11 protein-coding genes are annotated in these 18,843 nt (G+C 57.5%); 10 read left to right on the forward strand and 1 reads right to left on the reverse strand.

What is annotated here, in order from left to right; translation table 11 throughout:
• Positions 1-65 precede the first annotated feature (65 nt).
• Positions 66-3,902, forward strand: a complete 3,837-nt coding sequence (locus tag IDH41_RS01110) for a carbohydrate-binding protein (protein WP_190857470.1) — start codon at positions 66-68, stop codon at positions 3,900-3,902.
• Between the two features lie 85 nt (positions 3,903-3,987).
• Here the strand turns inward: IDH41_RS01110 and IDH41_RS01115 are convergent, their stop codons facing one another.
• Positions 3,988-4,782 carry a Nif3-like dinuclear metal center hexameric protein gene (locus tag IDH41_RS01115; protein ID WP_190857472.1) on the reverse strand — a complete coding sequence of 265 codons (795 nt, stop codon included), beginning with the start codon at positions 4,780-4,782 and terminating at the stop codon, positions 3,988-3,990.
• Between the two features lie 173 nt (positions 4,783-4,955).
• Here IDH41_RS01115 and IDH41_RS01120 point away from each other — a divergent pair, with 173 nt between their 5' ends.
• The 9 genes from IDH41_RS01120 (at position 4,956) to IDH41_RS01160 (ending at position 18,831) form a co-directional block, all read left to right on the forward strand.
• On the forward strand, positions 4,956-5,759 hold the full coding sequence (locus tag IDH41_RS01120) for a helix-turn-helix domain-containing protein (protein WP_190857474.1): 804 nt from the start codon (positions 4,956-4,958) through the stop codon (positions 5,757-5,759).
• Positions 5,760-6,088: 329 nt separating this feature from the next.
• Positions 6,089-8,488, forward strand: a complete 2,400-nt coding sequence (locus IDH41_RS01125; RefSeq protein ID WP_190857476.1) for an alpha-L-arabinofuranosidase C-terminal domain-containing protein — start codon at positions 6,089-6,091, stop codon at positions 8,486-8,488.
• Between the two features lie 681 nt (positions 8,489-9,169).
• The gene (locus tag IDH41_RS01130; protein WP_190857477.1) at positions 9,170-10,363 is read left to right on the forward strand and encodes an MFS transporter; all 1,194 of its coding nucleotides are present in this window, start codon (positions 9,170-9,172) and stop codon (positions 10,361-10,363) included.
• Between the two features lie 288 nt (positions 10,364-10,651).
• Positions 10,652-11,989: a multi antimicrobial extrusion protein MatE gene (locus IDH41_RS01135; RefSeq protein WP_190857479.1), complete on the forward strand. Its 1,338-nt coding sequence runs from the start codon at positions 10,652-10,654 to the stop codon at positions 11,987-11,989.
• 576 nt (positions 11,990-12,565) lie between these two features.
• Positions 12,566-14,266: an eCIS core domain-containing protein gene (locus IDH41_RS31125; RefSeq protein WP_223829343.1), complete on the forward strand. Its 1,701-nt coding sequence runs from the start codon at positions 12,566-12,568 to the stop codon at positions 14,264-14,266.
• 60 nt (positions 14,267-14,326) lie between these two features.
• Positions 14,327-15,103, forward strand: coding sequence for an IclR family transcriptional regulator (locus IDH41_RS01145; RefSeq protein ID WP_190857481.1), 777 nt, complete (start codon positions 14,327-14,329; stop codon positions 15,101-15,103).
• Between the two features lie 98 nt (positions 15,104-15,201).
• Positions 15,202-15,942, forward strand: coding sequence for a type 1 glutamine amidotransferase (locus IDH41_RS01150; RefSeq protein WP_190857483.1), 741 nt, complete (start codon positions 15,202-15,204; stop codon positions 15,940-15,942).
• An 89-nt stretch (positions 15,943-16,031) separates the two neighbouring features.
• The gene (locus IDH41_RS01155; protein WP_190857485.1) at positions 16,032-16,721 is read left to right on the forward strand and encodes a metal-dependent hydrolase; all 690 of its coding nucleotides are present in this window, start codon (positions 16,032-16,034) and stop codon (positions 16,719-16,721) included.
• Positions 16,722-17,514: 793 nt separating this feature from the next.
• A complete protein-coding gene (locus IDH41_RS01160; protein ID WP_190857487.1) occupies positions 17,515-18,831 on the forward strand; it encodes an ABC transporter substrate-binding protein in 1,317 nt (438 codons plus the stop codon).
• The last annotated feature ends 12 nt before the right edge of the window (positions 18,832-18,843 follow it).

The raw sequence follows: 18,843 nt of genomic DNA on the forward strand, positions 1-18,843 counted from the left end.
TATAATGAACGCATAAGAATGGCAACGCTTTCAAAGCCACTCTATCGTTAGGAGCTGATAATGTAATGAAAAAATGGTTGGCCGGACTGCTTGCAGTCGTATTCGTTCTTTCTTTTCCGGCTTCAGGTTTCGCCTACAGCAATCCGCAAATCGTACCGGAATCATGGAGGTGGAATAACGGGGATTTCTACGGGGAAGGCGATCCCTACATTTTGAAATTTAACGGAGTCTATTATATGTACACCAGTACGGTGGACGACAAGCCGGGCGTGAAGGTATGGTCGTCGGAAGACCTGGTGAATTGGGAATATCGCGGCTTATGCGCCACGGAGCCGGTTACGAAGGGAGCCTACGCACCGGAAGTCGTCTATTGGAACGGCGATTTCTATATGTACACCGCGCTGCTCCGCGACGATCCCGGCTCGACGCAGCGAGGCCATCGCGTGCTGAAGAGCGCAAGTCCGACAGGTCCTTTCACGGCCCAAACGGGCAACATGGTGAACGGCATCGACGGGCATGTATTCATTGACGATGACGGGCAATGGTACTTTTACAGCACAGGGAACGGCAATATCGACGTTCGTCCGATGTCCGATCCGTATACGTTCGGTGAGAAATCGAATACCGGAGCCGCGATGAAGGGCTGGACCGAGGGACCGACGGTCATTAAACGCAACGGCAACTATTATATGACGTATACGGGCAATCACATCTGGAGCGACGCCTATCGGGTGGATTACGCGAGCAGCGCGAGTCCGGTTGCGGGCTTCGCGCCGGCTGCGTCCCAGAATCCGATTCTTCTCGACGCGGAGGGCGAACATGTCGGGCTCGGCCATAATTCCATCGTTCGCGGTCCCGACCTGGATTCCGACTATATGGTCTACCATAGCCATGCGAACCCGGGGCGGAATTTGAATCTGGATCGGATCGTCTGGAACGGGGACAAAATGCTCCTGCTTGGGCCCACGACGTCCGAACAGCCGGACCCGGACATGCCCGACTTCAGTGACCGGTTCCGGAGAGAGGAATTGGGCGGCGAGTGGAAGGCCGTAGGCGGAGGGAAATGGGGGATCCGGGACGGCTCGCTGTATCAAGAGGCAGCGGGGGAGCCGAGCCGGACGCGCAAGCTTTTGTCCCGGCAATCGACGGACGACGACTTCACGGCGGAGTTCAACCTGAGGCAGGTCGAGCAGGGGGGCAGCGCGAATCCGCTCATTAGCGCGGTCTTTTCCTACGCCAACGAGAACAATTTCGGCATGGCCTCGCTTAACCGCAACCAGAATCGACTGGAGACGGTGTTCCGCGTAGGCGGCAAGTATACGGAACGGGTGACGACGCCGCTCCCTGACGGCTATGATTATACGAAGTGGCATCAGATCCGCGTCGAGAAGGAGGGCTCCGACTATCGCATTTATGTTGACGGCATGCTGAAGCAGACCCGTTCCGCCCCTCGTCTCGGCAAAGGCAAGATCGGGTACGCGACCACGGACGCGAGCGCGGAATTTTCCTATGTCGCTTTCAGCGACAAGGTTGGCGGCAGCAGCGCGCGCGAAGCGATCAAGCCGATTCCCGGCGAGATTCAGGCGGTCCATTATAATCCGGACGGCAGCGGCAAGTCCGGCGTCAAGCTATCCGAATCGGCCGAAGGAGATGATCAAGTCGCTTCCTTTAAGGGGAGCTTGGCATACAAAGTGAACGTAGCCGAAGCGGGGACGTATGACGTCGTGATCAGGTATGCGGCGGCGGCCGACGCGCGCGTCAAGCTCGAGCTTGACAAACCGGGCAAGCTGACGGATGCGGTGCGGCTCCCTTCGACGGGCGGCGCGGATTCATGGAGCAACGCGGTAATCCGGAATATCAAGCTTCCGCAAGGGCTGCATAAGCTCAGAGTGACGTCTGCCGGGAAAGAGTTCGGGCTCGCGTCGCTGAAGTTCAGCCGCGCTGCCGCCGTGCAGCCCTTGTCCGAGGACTTCGACGACGGTGACGATTTCGGCTGGACGAAATACGAGCAAGGCTGGCGGGTAGATACCGGGGAAGCCGTTCCGTTCGACCTCCCGAAGGCGGTCCCGGGCATCATTGAAGCGCCATTCTACAATACCGGAGGCGAAGGAGTAGGCTACCACGACAGAACGCCCGACAACATCGGGGGCGCCTATCGGAGCGATTCCGTCGATATCCGGACGAACGCCAATTTCAACGGGCTCAACGTCGGCTGGAACCAGGCCGGCGAATGGCTCAAATACAACGTCGACGTGAAGCGGGCCGGTACGTACAGGGTCGAAATAACGGCAGCGACCACGTTTACGGATAATCAGGCAAGACTATGGCTGGGCGACGATACGGATCTGACAGGTCCGGTCAATATTCCGAGCACGGGCAATTGGAACACGTGGCTGACCACGCCTTCGCCGAGCTTTTATCTCCCGGAAGGGGAGCATACGATTAGGTTCGAAACGGTGAAAGGGGAGTTTGATTTCGCGAGGCTTAAATTCGTATCCTTCGACGTACCCCATTCTCTTCCGGGCGTGATCGAAGCCGTGCAGTATAGCGAGGGCGGCGAGGGCGCCGGCTACCATGACCTGACGCCGGAGAATATCGGCGGCGAGTACCGCAATGACGGGGTCGACATTCGCGTCAATCCGAAGGGAGGCTGGAACGTCGGCTGGAATCAGTCCGGCGAGTGGCTGAAGTATAACGTGAGCGCCGACAAGTCCGCTGCCTATGACGTCGGCGTTCGGATCGCGACCCCGCTGGAAGGCGGGAAAATCCGGCTGTGGCTCGACGACGCGACCGATCTGACCGGCGTCGTCGATATTCCGAATACCGGCGGATGGAATAACTGGCGAAACGTCAAGCTTGGAGACTTGACGCTGCCCGAAGGCGACCATACGATCAAGGTTGAAATCGTCCAGGGCGAATTCGAGCTGGCGAGCCTGTCATTCCAGGCGCTGAACGAATCCAAGACGCTTCCCGGGACCGTGCTGGCCGTCGATTACATGAACGGAGGGGAAGGAATCGCGTACCATGACAATACGCCGGATAACATACGCGGCCTTTACCGGACCGACGACGTCGATATCCGATTGCTTCCGGAAGGGTTCACGACGGGGTGGAACCAGACCGGCGAATGGCTGAAGTACGACGTGAACGTCGCCGAAGCCGGCGACTACAAGCTCGATTTGCGAGTGGCGACGGCGATGAACGGCAGCAAGATCAGGCTATGGCTTGACGACACTACCGATCTTACCGGGGTCATCGACGTTCCGAATACCGGCGGTTTTCACGAATGGATGACGGTAACGAAAGAAGGGATTTCCCTTCCCGAAGGCAAGCACACGATCAAGGCGGAAATCGTAACCGGCGAGTTCGACTTCTACAGCTTCCGATTCCACAATGATCCGGACGTTCCGATCGAAGGGGCATACAAGTCCGGGGCGAAAGGATATCCGAAATCGATGATCGGCGACAGCGGCTGGTCCGATTACACCGTCGAGACGGATATCCAATTGGGTGCGAATACGCTGGAGGGAGGCAACGCAGGCATTCTGTTCCGCGTCAACAATGCTGCAGACGGAACGGAGCTCGGGCAGAACCGTGACGACTTCCTTCAAGGGTACGCCGCGTACCTGACCGCGGACGGCGTCCATCTGGGCAAGTTCAACTATTCTTTCGAGTACTTGACCGGCGCTTCGCTAACCGGAACGGTCGGGAGCTGGCAGCATATGAAGGTCGTTGCGAGCGGCACAAGGATTCGTGTCTATGTCGGGGATATGGAAAAACCTCTTATCGATTATACGGATCGGAGCGCGACCGCTTTTACTCATGGCCATGTAGGGGTTAGAAGCTTTAATAGCGAAAGCTTGATCGATAACTTTACGGTGAAGCCGATTCCCGCGCAATAAAAGTTTGCGGCCTCCCGGTCGATTCAATCGGCCGGGAGGCCGTCCGCGTTCTCAAACGATCCGTTTCCGTCATCCCTATGCCGGCTTACATGACCCGGAACACCGGCTCCGACGGGATGAAGTGAACGGGCAGGCCCGGGTACGATTCCCGGAGCCGCTCGGCCAAATCGCGCATGCCGGGCTCCTCGCTCTCCGCATGCCCGATGACGAGCAGCGCTCTCGAATCGCCCTGATACGCGGAGTCCCGCACGTATTCGGGCGTTTCCCATTCGGGGCCTTCGCCGGCGATGACGAGGTCCAGCCCTTTGTCGCGGTATAGCGGAATAGCATTGTCGCCGCCGCCCCGGTAGCCGACGAGAACGCCGATGCGGCTGCAAGCCTTATCCGGATCGCCGGCCACCCGGACATAAGGGATAGACAGCCGGGCTTTCACATATTCCGCAACTTCCGACGCGCTCGTCTCGGGGATGCGGAGCACGGCCGCCGCCGGCAGCATCTCCTCCACGCAAGCTTCCCACGCCAGCTCCCGAAGCAAGCCGGTCATAATGGGGTCGGGCTCCAGCCGATGGCAATAATCGTGATGCCGGTAGACGGCGAGGCCGGATTCGCGAAGCCGCTCTTGCTTGCCGCGATAGACCGGATCGCCGTCCGGGAACGGCTTCGTCAGCCGGTGGCTGTAGTAGGCGGCTTCGTGGGAAATGAGCAAATTTACGCCGAGGGCGAGCGCCCGGTCGATAACTTGCCGCGTCGCCATGAACGTCGTCGCGATGCCGCGCACTTCGGCATCGGGGTCTCCCGGCGCAAGCACGTCGACCGTATTTTCAATCGGCGGGACGGTCGAACGAAGGCTTTCGATTACGTTTCTGATCGTTAGCGTCATTTAAGCTTCCTTTCTGCAGATGCGGTTTCATCCTACTAGAAGTTCGAGGAAGGGAAGGCCGATTCCTTCCCCCTTGGAGCTGCTCCCGGAGTTTCAGTCATTGCCACGATAAACGAAATGGCGTACGATGATACTGCGAATCCATTATCTTATCGCGGGGCGGGAGAACGAGGATGATCTATCTCAAACGAGTCGGCTATAACGTCGAGCATTCCGACGGGCTCACGATCGACCGCCCGAACGGCAGCGGCGATTATCTCTTTATTTTGTTCAGAAGCAGGATGGAGCTGAGGTTCGACGATAAGCCGACGCAGTTCGCCGATAAAAACCATTATATTATTTACGGCAGCGGCAGCCGGCACGATTACCGCGATGCCGAGAAGCCGATGATTCACGACTGGTTTCATTTCGACGGCGAGCGGTTGGACCGCTTTTTCGAGGAATTGCATCTTCCGCTCGACACGCTGCTCCCGGCGCCGGATCCGTTCTATATATCCAGAAAAGTCCAGGAGCTGCACGTGGAGCATATCGATACGGGGAAGTTCCGCGACGAAATCATCGATTCGACGATCCGGTGCCTTCTTTTGAAGCTGAGCGCGATTCGCAATCGCGTCGGCTCGAACATGCAAAGCGGCAAATATTACGGCGAGATCGTCAAGCTGCGCAACGAAATTTACCAGACGCCGCAAATTTTTTATTCCATCGAAGAGCTGGCCGCGAAGGTCAATTTGAGCCGTTCGTATTTCCAGCGGATTTATACGGAGCTGTTCGGCATTTCCGTGCATAACGACATGATCAACAACCGGATTCAGTACGCGATGTATTTACTCGAAAATACGACCTACGGCATCGCGGAAATCGCCCATCTGTGCGGCTACGAGAATGATGTGCATTTCATGCGTCAATTTAAGAAGAAGGCGGACATGACGCCTTCGCAATATCGATCGAATCACCATTTTGACATTGACCGGGTCTAGGGAAGCAGACGATTTTCGTCTGCTTCCTTTTTTAAATATAAGAATTTATAAGTTTTGCACTTATAAAATCGCTTATATTTCATCGTGAAACGAGCTTATGCCGCCAAAGGACGGCACCGAACCGAGCTGCGCTAGATGCAGCTAGCGGTTCGTGCGTAGCGTCAGCCGTTTACACTTGTATTGCGTGAGGCCAAAAAAAGACGATAGATCAGTTAGAAGCGATCATTCGTCATTTCGGCGCATGCGGCTATTTTGTACAATCGAAATCAAAGCTGCCAACTACGGCAAATGAATTTAAGCGGTTCAAGTCAGAAAGGGGATCAACCACGATGAGCGAGCAAGCGGCAATAACGGTTTACGCGCGGGAGCGGGGAGCGGAGCTCGGCGACCTGTTCGGCATTTTTTTCGAGGATTTGAACCATGCGGCGGACGGAGGGCTGTATGCGGAGCTGGTGCAGAACCGTTCCTTCGAATTCGATCCGATCGATCATCCCGATTACGACGCGCTCACGGCTTGGGAGAAAGTCGAGCGGGGCGGGGGCAAGGCAAGCTTGACGATCGGCGAGACCGATCCCGTCAATGCACGCAACCGGCATTACGCGGTCATTGAAATCGAGACGGAGGGCGGCGGCGTCGGCCTGATGAACCGAGGGTTTAATACCGGCATCCCGGTGAAGCAAGGCGAGTCGTACGCCTTCTCCGTCTATGCGAGGCGCGACGGGAGCGTAGGCGAGCCGGTCCGCGTCACGCTCGAGGGAGCGGACGGGCAGGTGTACGGACAAGCCGTCCTGCACGTGGGCTCAAGCGAATGGGCCAAATACGAGGCGGTCATAACGGCGGACGCGACGGATTACGGCGGACGTCTCGCGATCGTGACCAAAGGGAGCGGCAGGCTGTGCCTCGATCTGGTGTCCCTCTTCCCGGTGCGCACGTTCCGCGGGCGGTCGAACGGGCTGCGCGAGGACATCGCGTCCCTGATCGCGGATTTGAAGCCGAAGTTCATGCGGTTTCCCGGCGGCTGCCTGGTCCACGACGGATCGCTGGACGCCGACGACCGGGATTCGATGTACCGCTGGAAAAATACGATCGGCCCGCTCGAGGAGCGGCCGGCGAGGCGGAACAATTGGCGCTACAACCAGACGCTCGGTCTCGGCTATTACGAATATTTCCTGTTCTGCGAAGATATCGGGGCCAAGCCGATTCCGATTCTGCCCGCCGGCTACGATCCGCACCATAAACGGATCGTTCCGCTTGACGAGCTGCAGCCGTGGATCGACGACGCGCTCGATTTGATCGAATTCGCCCGCGGGGACGCCTCGACCGAATGGGGAGGCATTCGCGCGAAGCTGGGCCATCCCGAGCCGTTCGGCCTTGAATACATCGGCATCGGAAACGAGGAGGTCGGCGAGCCGTTCTTCGAGCGCTACGCTTATTTCCATCGCGCGATCAAGGCGAAATACCCCGACATCAAGGTTATCAATTCCAGCGGACCGTTCGCGGCGGGCGGGGAATACGAACGCGGCTGGGCGTCGGCGAGGGAGAACGGCTCCGACCTCGTGGACGAACACTATTACCAGTCGCCGGAATGGTTTCTGGCGAATTACGACCGGTACGACCGTTTCAAGGCCGATGAATCGAAGGTGTTCCTGGGCGAATACGCCTCGTGGGGCAACACGTATTACAACGCGCTCGCGGAAGCGGCTTTCATGACGGGACTCGAGAAAAACGCGCACGCCGTCGGTCTCGCGTGCTACGCGCCGATGCTGTGCAACGTCGATTACATCAATTGGAAGCCCGACATGATCTGGTTTAACAACCGCGAAGCGTTCGGAACGGCGAACTATTACGTGCAGCAGCTGTTCATGCATCACCAAGGCGACCATTTGCTGAAGATCGAAGCGAGCGGCCTTCGGAAGCCTGCCGCGAGGCCCCCCGCCCCGATTGCCGGCGCGCTGTCGCTCGGAACGGAGCTTGGAACCGTGCAGTACTGGGATATCCGTCTCGTTAACGACGATACCGGGGAGACGCTTCATTTCGAAGGCTTGAACGAAACGTTGACGGATTCGCGCGAAGATCGGGAGCGGGGCTCGGCGAAGCGGTCGCTCGGGCTGGGCCGCACGGACTGGGAGCGCTACACGCTGCATCTAAAGGCTAAGAAGCACAGCGGTCCGAGAGGCTTCTACATCCACTTCGGCCAGAGCGACGAGCATAACCATTTCACGTGGGAATTCGGCGGCTGGCAAAACCAGGATTCAGTGGTCGTCTCCAAAGTGTCCGGCCGAGGCTCGTGCCTGACCCAAAGCCTGCTGACGGTCGAGACGGGCACTGAGTACGAGCTGGCGCTCTCCGTTTCGGGAAGAAGCATCCGTACGTATGTCAATGGCGAATTGATCAACGAAACGGAGGACCGGCTGCCGGTCATCGAGCCGCTCTATTACACGGCCAGCGCCGACCGGTCGACGGGAGACGTCATCGTCAAGGTCGTCAACGTGCAGGACGAGAACGTATGCGCGGACGTCGTCGTTGCAGGCTCGCCCGCCTCGCTAGCGGCAGCCGAGGTGTTCGAGCTGTCCGGCCACGGGCTGGACGAGGAGAACGATTTCGAATCGCCGAAGCGAATCGCGCCGAAGCGGAGGGAGCTTCGCATGTCGGATAATCGCATCGCATACGAGTTCCCGAAGCATTCGGTTACGATATTCAGGGTGAAGGAGACGGGAGCCGGGCGATAAAACGCAAGGTCAGCAATCGTGCCGTTTTTTCAACGATCATGGGCTGTACTTAGCGAAGGTAAGGTTCCTAATCGGGGTTTAATTTCTAAAACTGAAATTATCGGATTAAGAAAGAAGCAATAAGGCGATTTAGTTTCAAATATTGAAACAAAAGTAGTTTGTATCGATTGGATATGCACTTTTCATACCGATTAATTTCAATATTAGATATTAATTGGCGAGCGTAGGTGGAATAGGTTAATTTAGTTTCATATTTTTAAACAAGTATCGCCTTCTTATTCCTAAACGGCGTCGAAGGAGGGTGGGCGGCTTGATTTGAAAATGGATAGCAGCGTGAGCGGAATGATCAAAAGTGCGGCAGGTGGGTTTAAAAGCTAGGCGGTGTCATCATATATAACATATTCTTTGGAGCGTTCCCGAAATTGGGGACGCTTTTTTTGTATTCCGACGAGGAGGTTGACGATTTTCGCGTAAATCTAACTAACGTGAACGGATTAAAATCGAAGTTTGTTCGATTTTATGTCAATTTAAATGACAAATTATCATTGTTATTGTCGGGGAAATGCGGTAAATTATTTAATGTCGACATTGTTGTTAGTATATATTACACAAAATTGATAGATAACCTTTGGGCAATGCGAACAAAATTTCCATTCCAATCGTTTTAAGGAGACAAGACCGATGGCAGCGAATCATACAAAAGCGCTTATTTATTCAACGGTTGCGATGACCGCATCCTTCATGATCTGGTCGGTGTTTCCTCCGATTGCCGGGCAATTGCAAGAAATGTTCGGCCTGAGCACGCTTGAGAAAAGCGTGCTGGTCGCAACTCCCGTGCTGCTCGGATCGGTCATGCGGATTCCGATGGGCATTCTCACCGACCGCTATGGCGGCAGGAAGGTGTTCACGCTGACGATGCTGTTCCTGATCCTGCCGATGGTTGCCGCCGGCTTCGCGGATTCGTACGCATGGATGCTCGCTTGCGCCTTCTTCATCGGGATGGCCGGCACCACCTTTGCGATCTCGCTCACGTTCGTATCCCGCTGGTATCCGCCGCAAAGCCAGGGATTCATCCTCGGCATCGCGGGGCTCGGCAATTTGGGCGGAGCGGCCGCGAATTTCATCGTTCCGTCCCTTTCGGCGGCTTACGGGGTTGAATGGGTGTTTTTCGGCTTGGCGATTGGCATTGCGGCGATGGCGATCGTGTTTTACGCCTTCACGAAAGAGCTGCCGAAGCCGGCCGAGCCCAAAACGTTGAAGCAGTCTTTGTCCGTGCTGAAGGATAAGGCAACCTGGCATTTGTCGATCTTTTATTTTCTGACCTTCGGCGGCTTTGTCGCCTTCAGCGTCTATTTGCCGACGCTCCTGAAAGACCTTTTCCAGCTTGACGCCTTCGACGCGGGCCTGCGGACGGCTGGGTTCGTGCTGGCCGCCACGCTCATTCGGCCTGCGGGCGGCTACTTGGCGGACCGGTACGGCAGCAAAAAAATATTGACGCTCGTGTTTGTCGGGATACTGGCTGCGGCGCTCGTGTTGTCCATTACGCTTGAGCAATTTGCCGCGTTCACGTTTTTATGCCTGTTTATTTCCTTGCTGCTCGGACTCGGGAATGGCGCCGTGTTCAAAATGGTGCCGGAAGTGTCTGCGGGCAATACGGGAGCGGTAACGGGTATCGTCGGCGCGGCGGGCGGCATCGGCGGATTTTTTCCCCCGATCGTGCTCGGCATCGTCAAAGACGCGACGGGGCAGTACAATTTGGGCTTCGTCTTCATGGTCGTCTTCGCCGCGGCCTGCCTGATCCTCAACTACGCCGCCCTGCGCCCTGCGCGGCCGGACCATCCGCAATCGGGCAAGTCGCACGGCATGGCGTCGTGAACGAGCCTGAACACGGAGCGGTCCAGTCTGTGGGATGATGTCGTTCGCAAGCGTTCCGCCGTCATGGTGTGACGATTATTTTTTGTTGAATTGCGGATGGCGAGGCGCGCATTGCGAGGCCCATCGATGAGATGGCTTAGCGAGCCTATAAAATCGGCCGGTTTTCCGCATGCGGAACGCCGGCCGATTTTTTTGGCATAGTCACGGGCGGCGAAATGGGGCTATAATGAAACGAGAAGTCTAATACAGATGAGGTTAAGACCGTCACGGATTTGAGGAGCTTAAGCAATGAGCCTGCCATTACCCCGGCCGGAGCGGCAAGCGGTGAGCATGAAGAAGCTTTGGTCTTTTTTTCTGCCGCTTGGCGTTTCGGCGAGCTTGGTCACGATATCGCACGTTATCATTAATAGCACGTTAAGCCGCAGCGCCGATCCCGAAAAAATTATTTCCAGCTACGCGGTTGCCATGAGTCTGCTGGCGATAACCGAACGGCCGGCCGTTCTGCTCCGGCAGACCTGCTCCACGCTCGTAAGGGACAAGCGATCGTTCCGATCGACGCTGACCGTGGCGCAGCTCGTATTCGCCAGCATCATGCTGATGGGGCTTGTCATCAGCTATACGCCGCTCGGCACGTTTATTTTTCAAGGCGTGTTCGGCGTCGGGGAGGACAACGTCGGCGACGTCCTCCTCGTCTACCGGGTGCTCATGTTCGTCAGCTTGTTTTCCGGCATCCGCTGCTTTTACCAAGGCATCATCATTTATAATCTGCGGACGAAATGGTTGACGATCGGTATGGCGATCCGGCTGGCCGGCATGTATGCGCTGTCGCTTTATTTTATCCATACCGGAGTTACGAGCGGCGTCGTCGGCGCGATTATTTTCTTGTTCGGCATGATGATCGAAGCCGCGGTCAGCTTCTCGGAGGGGCGCGTGCTGGCCCGGCAGCTGCCGGACAAGCTGGAGGACCACGCGGTGGAGAACAAACGGCATGTGTTCTCCTTCTACCGGCCGCTGCTTCTTTCCTCATTCATTTCGTTATGGATCGGGCCGGCCATCAACGCGATGCTGGGCAAGACGTGGGACGCGTATTTGTCCATCTCGTCCTTCGCGATCGCCTCCAGCCTCGTCCTGCTGCTCAGCAGCTTTTTCAGTTATTTTCATCAGATCGTCATCAATTTCTACCGGATCGATCCGGCCGCCGTCCGCAAGTTCACATTAATGCTCGGCTTTGTCCCCGTGCTGCTGATGGGGATCATCGCCTTCACGCCCGTAGGCGATCTGCTGCTCGAGCATGTCATCGGCGTGCACGGACGGCTGCGGGCGGAGAGCATTCGGGTGCTGCAGGGCTTCGTGCTGTTCGCGTTCGTTATGCCTTGGCTTGACGTCATGAACGGGCTCGTGTTCGTGCGCGGGCAGACGAAGCTCATCATCGGCTCGCAAATCGCGAATTTCAGCTTGACCTTCGTTACGCTTCTGGTACTCGTTGCGCTCGCTCCCCAGTGGAACGGGACGATCGGGGCATGGGCGCAGTCGATCGGCATGGCGGCGGAGCTGCTCTTCGTCGTATTGGCGCTCCGGTTCGTCAAGCCGGCCGACCCGGTGCCTTCCCGGCAGGTACGGCAATGACGAACGGGCTGCGCGCGCCGGCGCGGCTGTGCGAACGGCGCGGACGATACCAAGCAAGCTTTGAAGCGCAGATGGATTGGACGAAACGGCCGCTCTCTTTAGAGAGCGGTTTTTTCGAATATAAGAATTTATAAGTTTTGCACTTATAAAATCGCTTATATTTCATCGTGAAACGAGCTTATGCCGCCAAAGGACGGCGTCAGCCGTTTACACTTGTCTGCACGGCTGCGGACGGCTATTCCGGGCGCTTCAGCTTGAACAGCGAATTCACCTCCGGCGCAGTCGGGGCGATCATTAGATCGTTCGAACGCTAACGGACTCGATTGCCGTTATTTGTCCAATCGTTGGATTTTGAAAAGGTAACGGACCCGAGAGGTCTTAATCCTCCTAAATGGGGACCGTAAGAAGAAATTTTGCGCCGATAGCGTCACCTCTGTCCGTTAATAATGAAAAAGCGGCCGGTTCATTAAAATAAGAGCCGCTTGGTCCATTAGAAGGAGGCAGTTGTCACAGTAGCCGCACAAAACCGCAATATGGTATTCTGAAGCTAACTTAATCGGAAGAGGGAGAAATGAGATGGCTTCGAACAGGGAGTCCCGGAATGAGCGGCAAGGGCATTCGGACAGGCCGGCGCCGAAGGCAGGCGCGGGGGAAAGAGCGGCATCGGCAAGTCATGGCATCTTAATGGCGCAGGCGGTCTCCGCTCCGCATACGCTCGGATCGGACTCGATTATGCAGCTGCAGAGGGGCGCGGGCAACCGGGCTCTGGGGCAGTTAATTAACGGGCCCGCGGAGCGGCAGCCGATTCAGAAGAAGAACGAGACCGGCATGCCGGATCGGTTGAAGTCAGGCATCGAGTCGCTCTCGGGCTTGTCGCTGGACGACGTCAAGGTCCACTACGGCTCGGACAAGCCCGCCAAGGTGCAAGCGTCGGCCTACGCGCAGGGCACCGATATTTACGTCGGCAGCGGGCAGGAAAAGCATTTGCCCCATGAAGCATGGCATGTCGTCCAGCAGAAGCAGGGGCGGGTACAGCCTACGGGACAGCTGAACAGCTTGCCCGTGAACGACGATCCCGGCTTGGAGAGCGAAGCGGACCGCATGGGAAGCCGGGCGCTGCAAACGCCTGCGAGCGATGGCGGACAAACGGGCGGCTCGGGGACTGCGGCTGGCTCCGTTCAGAGGAGCGCCGCCCCCATTCAAGCGATGCTCGTCAACCGGGGCGGCACGATCGAGTGGGAAGATGACCCGTACGAGCTGAAGGACGGCGAAACGGAATATATTCCGAGCGCCTTCCAGCTGGCGCCGGCGGTCGTATTCGACAGCGGCAGCCAGGTTGCGTCGTTCGACGGCAGCGGGACGCAGCAAATTAACAAACGAAAGGCCGATCCCCCGACGCATAAGGAACTCCAGGAAACGAGGAGGGAGCAGGGGAGGGAACAACGGCGCCGAATAAAAAAAGATTTGTCAAAGCTGGGCAGCTACACGACGGAGCTTGAGTCGACGGCGGAGGAGCTGGAGGAGCTGGCCGGCGACGCGCTGCCGAAGGATCACAAGAAAAAAGTGCGCAAAGCCTACAAGAAGGGGACGGTCAAGGGCGCCGATTTCCGCGGATTTTCCAAGAAGCAGGACGAATTTACCCAGTCCCAAGGCTCGACCGCATTTATCGGCGGATACAGAGAGCCGGGAGGCGATACGCCGCCGCATTACAGCCAGCAATTGAACGATTACGGCGAGCAGATGCTGCGCACGATGAGCGCTTACCGCGGGCCGACCAGCGCGATCGTGGCGCCGATCGACGACAACGGCAGCACGACAGGCCAGCAGCATCCGACAAGCAAGGACCAGCCGAAGCTGCCGGGCGGCGGATCCGGCCACTCCTACGCCGATCGCGGCAGGCTGGACAGCCAGAACGAGGCTTACGAGGAGCTGTCTCAAGTTCAAGGCTTGCCGCCCAACTTTCTCTTCTACGGTTCCATGCTGGCGAGCGGGGTGTCCACGCTGAGCACGATGTCCGCGCCTCTCGCGGCGAGCAACGTCCCGGATTTTAACAGCGGAGGCCATGAGCAGCAGCGGCAGGACCGCGAGGCGATCAAGGAGCAGACGAACGTCCTGGCGACGAGGCTGGGCCTCGAGACGGCAAGCGGCGAACAGGATTACGACGCGCCCTGGACGGCGCGCGATACCCCGACTTCTCCGAGGCGCATGGACGAGGAGGAGACGGCGGCGGCCAAGAAAAAGAAAACGAAAAAGAAGAAAAATCAAACTTCGTCTTAATCGGAGGGCCGCGCGGCGATGAATGCGCGGCTTTCTCGATAAGCAACGGGAGGGACAGAGATGACGGGTGTCATTTCGAAAGCGATCGTCATACTGGATTTTCTTCTGCCGCAAGGGATCGAGAAGGAGGCGAGCGTCACCGAAATCAGCAAGGAATTGGATATGCCGGTCCAGAGCGTTCACCGTATTTTGTCCTCCTTAATGGAGCATGGCTTCGTTGCCCAGGACGCAAAGACCAGAAAATACAAGCTCGGACTATCGATCATGAAATACGGGTTTCTCATGTGGGACAGCCTGATGCTTAGGTCGATAGCCCGGCCTTTCATGCATGAGCTCGGCGAACGTACGAAGGAAACCGTTTATTTGGCCGCTCGCGAGAACGACGAAGGGGTGTACGTCGATTGCGTCGATTCGCCGCAAATTCTTAAAATATCGGAGCCGATCGGCCTGAAGCTTCCGCTCTACATCGGCGCATCGAATCGGGCGATTATGGCCCATCTGCCGCAGAAGACGCGCGATGCCATTCTGAAGGACGTGAGGTGGGACGCGATCCCGTCCCTAAAGCCGATGACCCGGGCGTTCGTCGAGGAAGATATGGCCGCAATCCGGGAGAGAGGCTATGCCGTTTCGGTCGAGGAGGCGACGGAAGGGACGATCGGCATCGGCGTTCCGATTTTTTCCTACGAGAACATCGTGATCGGATCGCTCAACGTTGCGGGGCCGACCGCCAGATTCGGCGAGGAGCAAATCGCCCGGCACAGCCTTCTCGCAGTGAAGTACGCCAAAAAGATATCGAGCGAGCTTGGCTTTCGAGGCCGCCGCGATCGGATGCCGTAGTTTTTTTTGCCGGTGTTTCCCGATATTCGGGAAAACGATCTTCATTATCCGGAATATCGGGATTATAATGGGGGCACTTGGCAATGGGGGGATTATCGATGAACATTTTGGCGTTCAGGCATTTTGATTTTGACGACGATCATGCATTCGCGGCTTGGGCCGCCGGCGAAGGGCATGTCTGGACGGTCCGGGATCCGTCGCAAGGGGTTGACGGGGACTGGCTGCCGGATACGGATCTCTTGATCATTCTCGGAGGTCCGATGAGCGTCTATCAGGAGTCCGATCATCCTTGGCTGATCGAGGAGAAGGCATTCGTCAGGCAAGCGATGGCACGGGGAACAAAGGTTCTCGGGATTTGCTTGGGCGCGCAAATGGTTGCCGAGCTGCTGGGCGGCGAGGTGTACCGGAACGGGCAGAAGGAGATCGGCTGGCATGAAGTGAAGCGAACCGCCGAGAACCATCCATGGCTGGCCGATTTGCCGGAGTCCTTTTATTCCTTTCAATGGCACGGGGATACGTTTCGTCTGCCGGAGGGAGCGAAGCTTCTGGCCTGCTCCGAGGCGTGCGCCATTCAGGCGTTCTCGTATGGCGATCATGTAATGGGGGTCCAATTTCATTTGGAGACGTCGCCCGCCTGCATCGATACGATGCTGGAGAAGTGGCGAGGGGAATTGACCGATGGCCCGTACATCCAATCGGCGGAGCAAATTCGCGGCGGGTACGGGCGGAGCGGTGCTTCCTGGGAGATGCTGCGCGGCATTTTGTCCCGAATCGGCTCATCGCCTGCGGGCTTGCAGGGCGGCTGCGCGGCAGATCGTACAATTGAAATTTCGCTTTGAAGTAGGCTGCTCTCGAGGAATGGACAAATCGGGGCGGGATCTTTAAGATGGATGTGAGTGGGAAAATTAATCCAAGGAGCGTGCCAAACATGGAGATCATTTATCATGGACATTCATGCATTCAATTGGTTTCGGAAGGAAAGTCGCTCATCGTCGATCCGTTTCTCAAAGGGAACCCGCAGGCCGTCGCGAAGGCGGAGGACATTCGGACGGACGCGGTGCTATTGACCCACGCGCATGCCGACCATATCTCGGACGCCGATGCGATCGCCAGAAACAACGACGCGCCGATCGTCGCGATCGTTGAGCTTGCGACCATCATGTCGGGGAAAGGCGCGAAGACGATCGGACTGAATCTCGGCGGCACCGTCGACCTCGGATTCGCGACGGCCAAAATGATTCAGGCGTTTCATTCCTCCAGCGTAGTGCTGAACGACGGGAACCAGATTATATATGCGGGCATGCCCGCCGGCTTCATCCTTCAAGCGGAGGGCAAGACGATTCTGCATGCGGGCGATACGGCTTTGTTCGGCGACATGAAAATGTTCGGCGAGCGCTACTCGATCGACGTGGCCTTCATTCCGATCGGCGATCATTACACGATGGGGCCGGACGACGCGCTGCAGGCGGCGGAATGGTACAAGGCGGGCCTTGTCGTGCCGGTCCACTACGACACGTTCCCGGTTATAGCCCAGGACGCCGAAACTTTCGTCCGCCGGCTCGAAGACAAGGGCTTGAGGGGCCAGGTGCTCGCGCCGGGCGAGAAGCTGACGGTTTGACGATAATGGGGCAACGGGCTGTCCCAAGCAAGCTTGCCTGACGGACGGTTCTTCGCCGCACGCCGCATGATCTTCCCTCAGGCTTCGCGTCCCACGTGCCGAAGACTGCAAATGTGCAGGCTTATTGCCGCTCCATGCGTGCTTGCGAAGTGAATACCTGCGGAAATGCATCTTTTTTCGTTTGGAAAGCTTGATTGGGCCACGTGTCCCCGGAAAGCCTGCACCTGCGCAGGCATTCCGTCAGGCCGCCTAATCGATGGTGCAAAACCTGCACAATCGCAGGCATTGCGCTCGACTAGCCTTGCTGATGCGCAGCCTTTTGGGACTGAATGAAGAAGGGGCCTCCTTCCGTCATCTCGCGATGACGATTGGGACTGTCCCTTCGTTTTTTATTCGGAAAACGCATTCTGTTCGTCAGTGTACGGAAAGTTTGTGCGACTCCGGCCATACAACCGGGCGATGTGCGTCGTACCACCGAAACCCGAACCGAGTCGTTCGTCATGACGAGCAAGCTATGAAAGACCGCCTTAAGAGCGTGACGATCGCCGATTTAATCCGATAACGCAGCCCTGCAATAGCGAACTTGCCTTTTTTCAGGCAGGTTCGCTTTTTTTGTTGTCCGTCGCGGCGTTCTATCCGTCATCCCGCACAAATAGAAGCTGGATATTTCGTTAATAATAGGAAAGTCGATGTTTAGTATTAGTTATCGATCTTGATTATTCGTTATATCGTCTGCCGCGACGATCAAGTAACGTTAAGGATGCTGTAACTATTCATTTGGGAGGGTGCTGACATGAAGCGGCTCGGGAGATCGCCACTGCCTGCCGTTGCGGCGATACTGTTCGCGCTCGCAGCGGCCGGCTGCGGGCTTGACGCAGACGGCGGGGCGGGGAGCGGAGAGGCTCCGAGGCCTTTCGAAGGGCATTCTATCACGCTTGTCACGGGCTCGCATCCGTGGGCCGACGTCATTAAGCCGCTTCTGCCGCGGTTCGAAGCCGAGACGGGCATGAGCGTGCGCGTGCAGAGCTTCTTCGAGGATCAGCTCACGCAGAAGCTGACGGTTCAATTCACGTCGGGCTCGGAAACGCCGGACGTGTTCATGTACCGGCCGCTGCAGGAGGGCAAGCTCTTTTACCGGAACGGCTGGCTTCAGCCGCTGGACGGATATGCCGGCCGCGAGGCGGATTACGACCTGAGCGATTTCACGCCGCAGTCGCTTCGTTCGTCGACCGTGGACGGCGTGCTGACCGGCATTCCGATCATAACGGAGCAGGGAATTTTGTATTACCGCAAAGACTTGCTGCGGGAGGCGGGCATTCCGGTTCCGCGGACGCTCGAGGAGCTGGCGGATGCGGCGGGCAAGCTTCATCGTCCCGAGAAGGGCGTCTACGGCTTCGTGGCGCGCGGGCAGCGGAGTCCGCTCGTCACGCAAGTATCCTCCTTCCTTTATTCCGAGGGAGGGGACTTTACGTCGGGCAGCCGCGCGACGATCAATACGCCGGAAGCGGTTAAAGCCTTTACGATGTACGGCAGCCTGCTCCGGGATTACGGGCCGCCCGGCGCCATTCATATGTCGTGGCCGCAGGCGAGCTCTTTCTTCGCGGAAGGCCGGGCGGCGCTGTACACCGATGCGAACTCGATTTACAAAATGACGTCCGACCCGGCCCGCTCCGAGGCGGCGGATCAGGTGGGCTACGCCGCTTTCCCGGCGGGGTCCAAAGGCTCCAGGCCGTACAATATAACGTCGTGGGGGCTGGCCGTCAATGCAAAATCGGCGGATAAGGAAGCCGCCTGGGCGTTCATCGAATGGGCGACGGGCAAGACGACCATGCTTCAGAGCCAGCGGCAAGGCATTCCCAGCCCAAGATCGTCGCTATGGAATACGCGCGAAGGAACGGCCGGATTTCCGGCGCAGCTGGCCGAGGTGTTCAAGCGCAGTCTGACCGGCGGCGTCGATCACGACCGGCCGACGACGGTCAACGTCGCGGAGGCGCGCGAGCCGGTCGGCGAAATCGTGCAGAAGGTCATGACGGGGGAGACGGATATTCAGAAGACGGCCGATGCCGCGAACGCCGCCTTGCAGGCGATCCTCGACAAAGAAGCGGAGTAAGTGAGGTGCCCT

The organism is Paenibacillus arenilitoris (assembly GCF_014705655.1).
Taxonomy (GTDB): domain Bacteria; phylum Bacillota; class Bacilli; order Paenibacillales; family Paenibacillaceae; genus Pristimantibacillus; species Pristimantibacillus arenilitoris.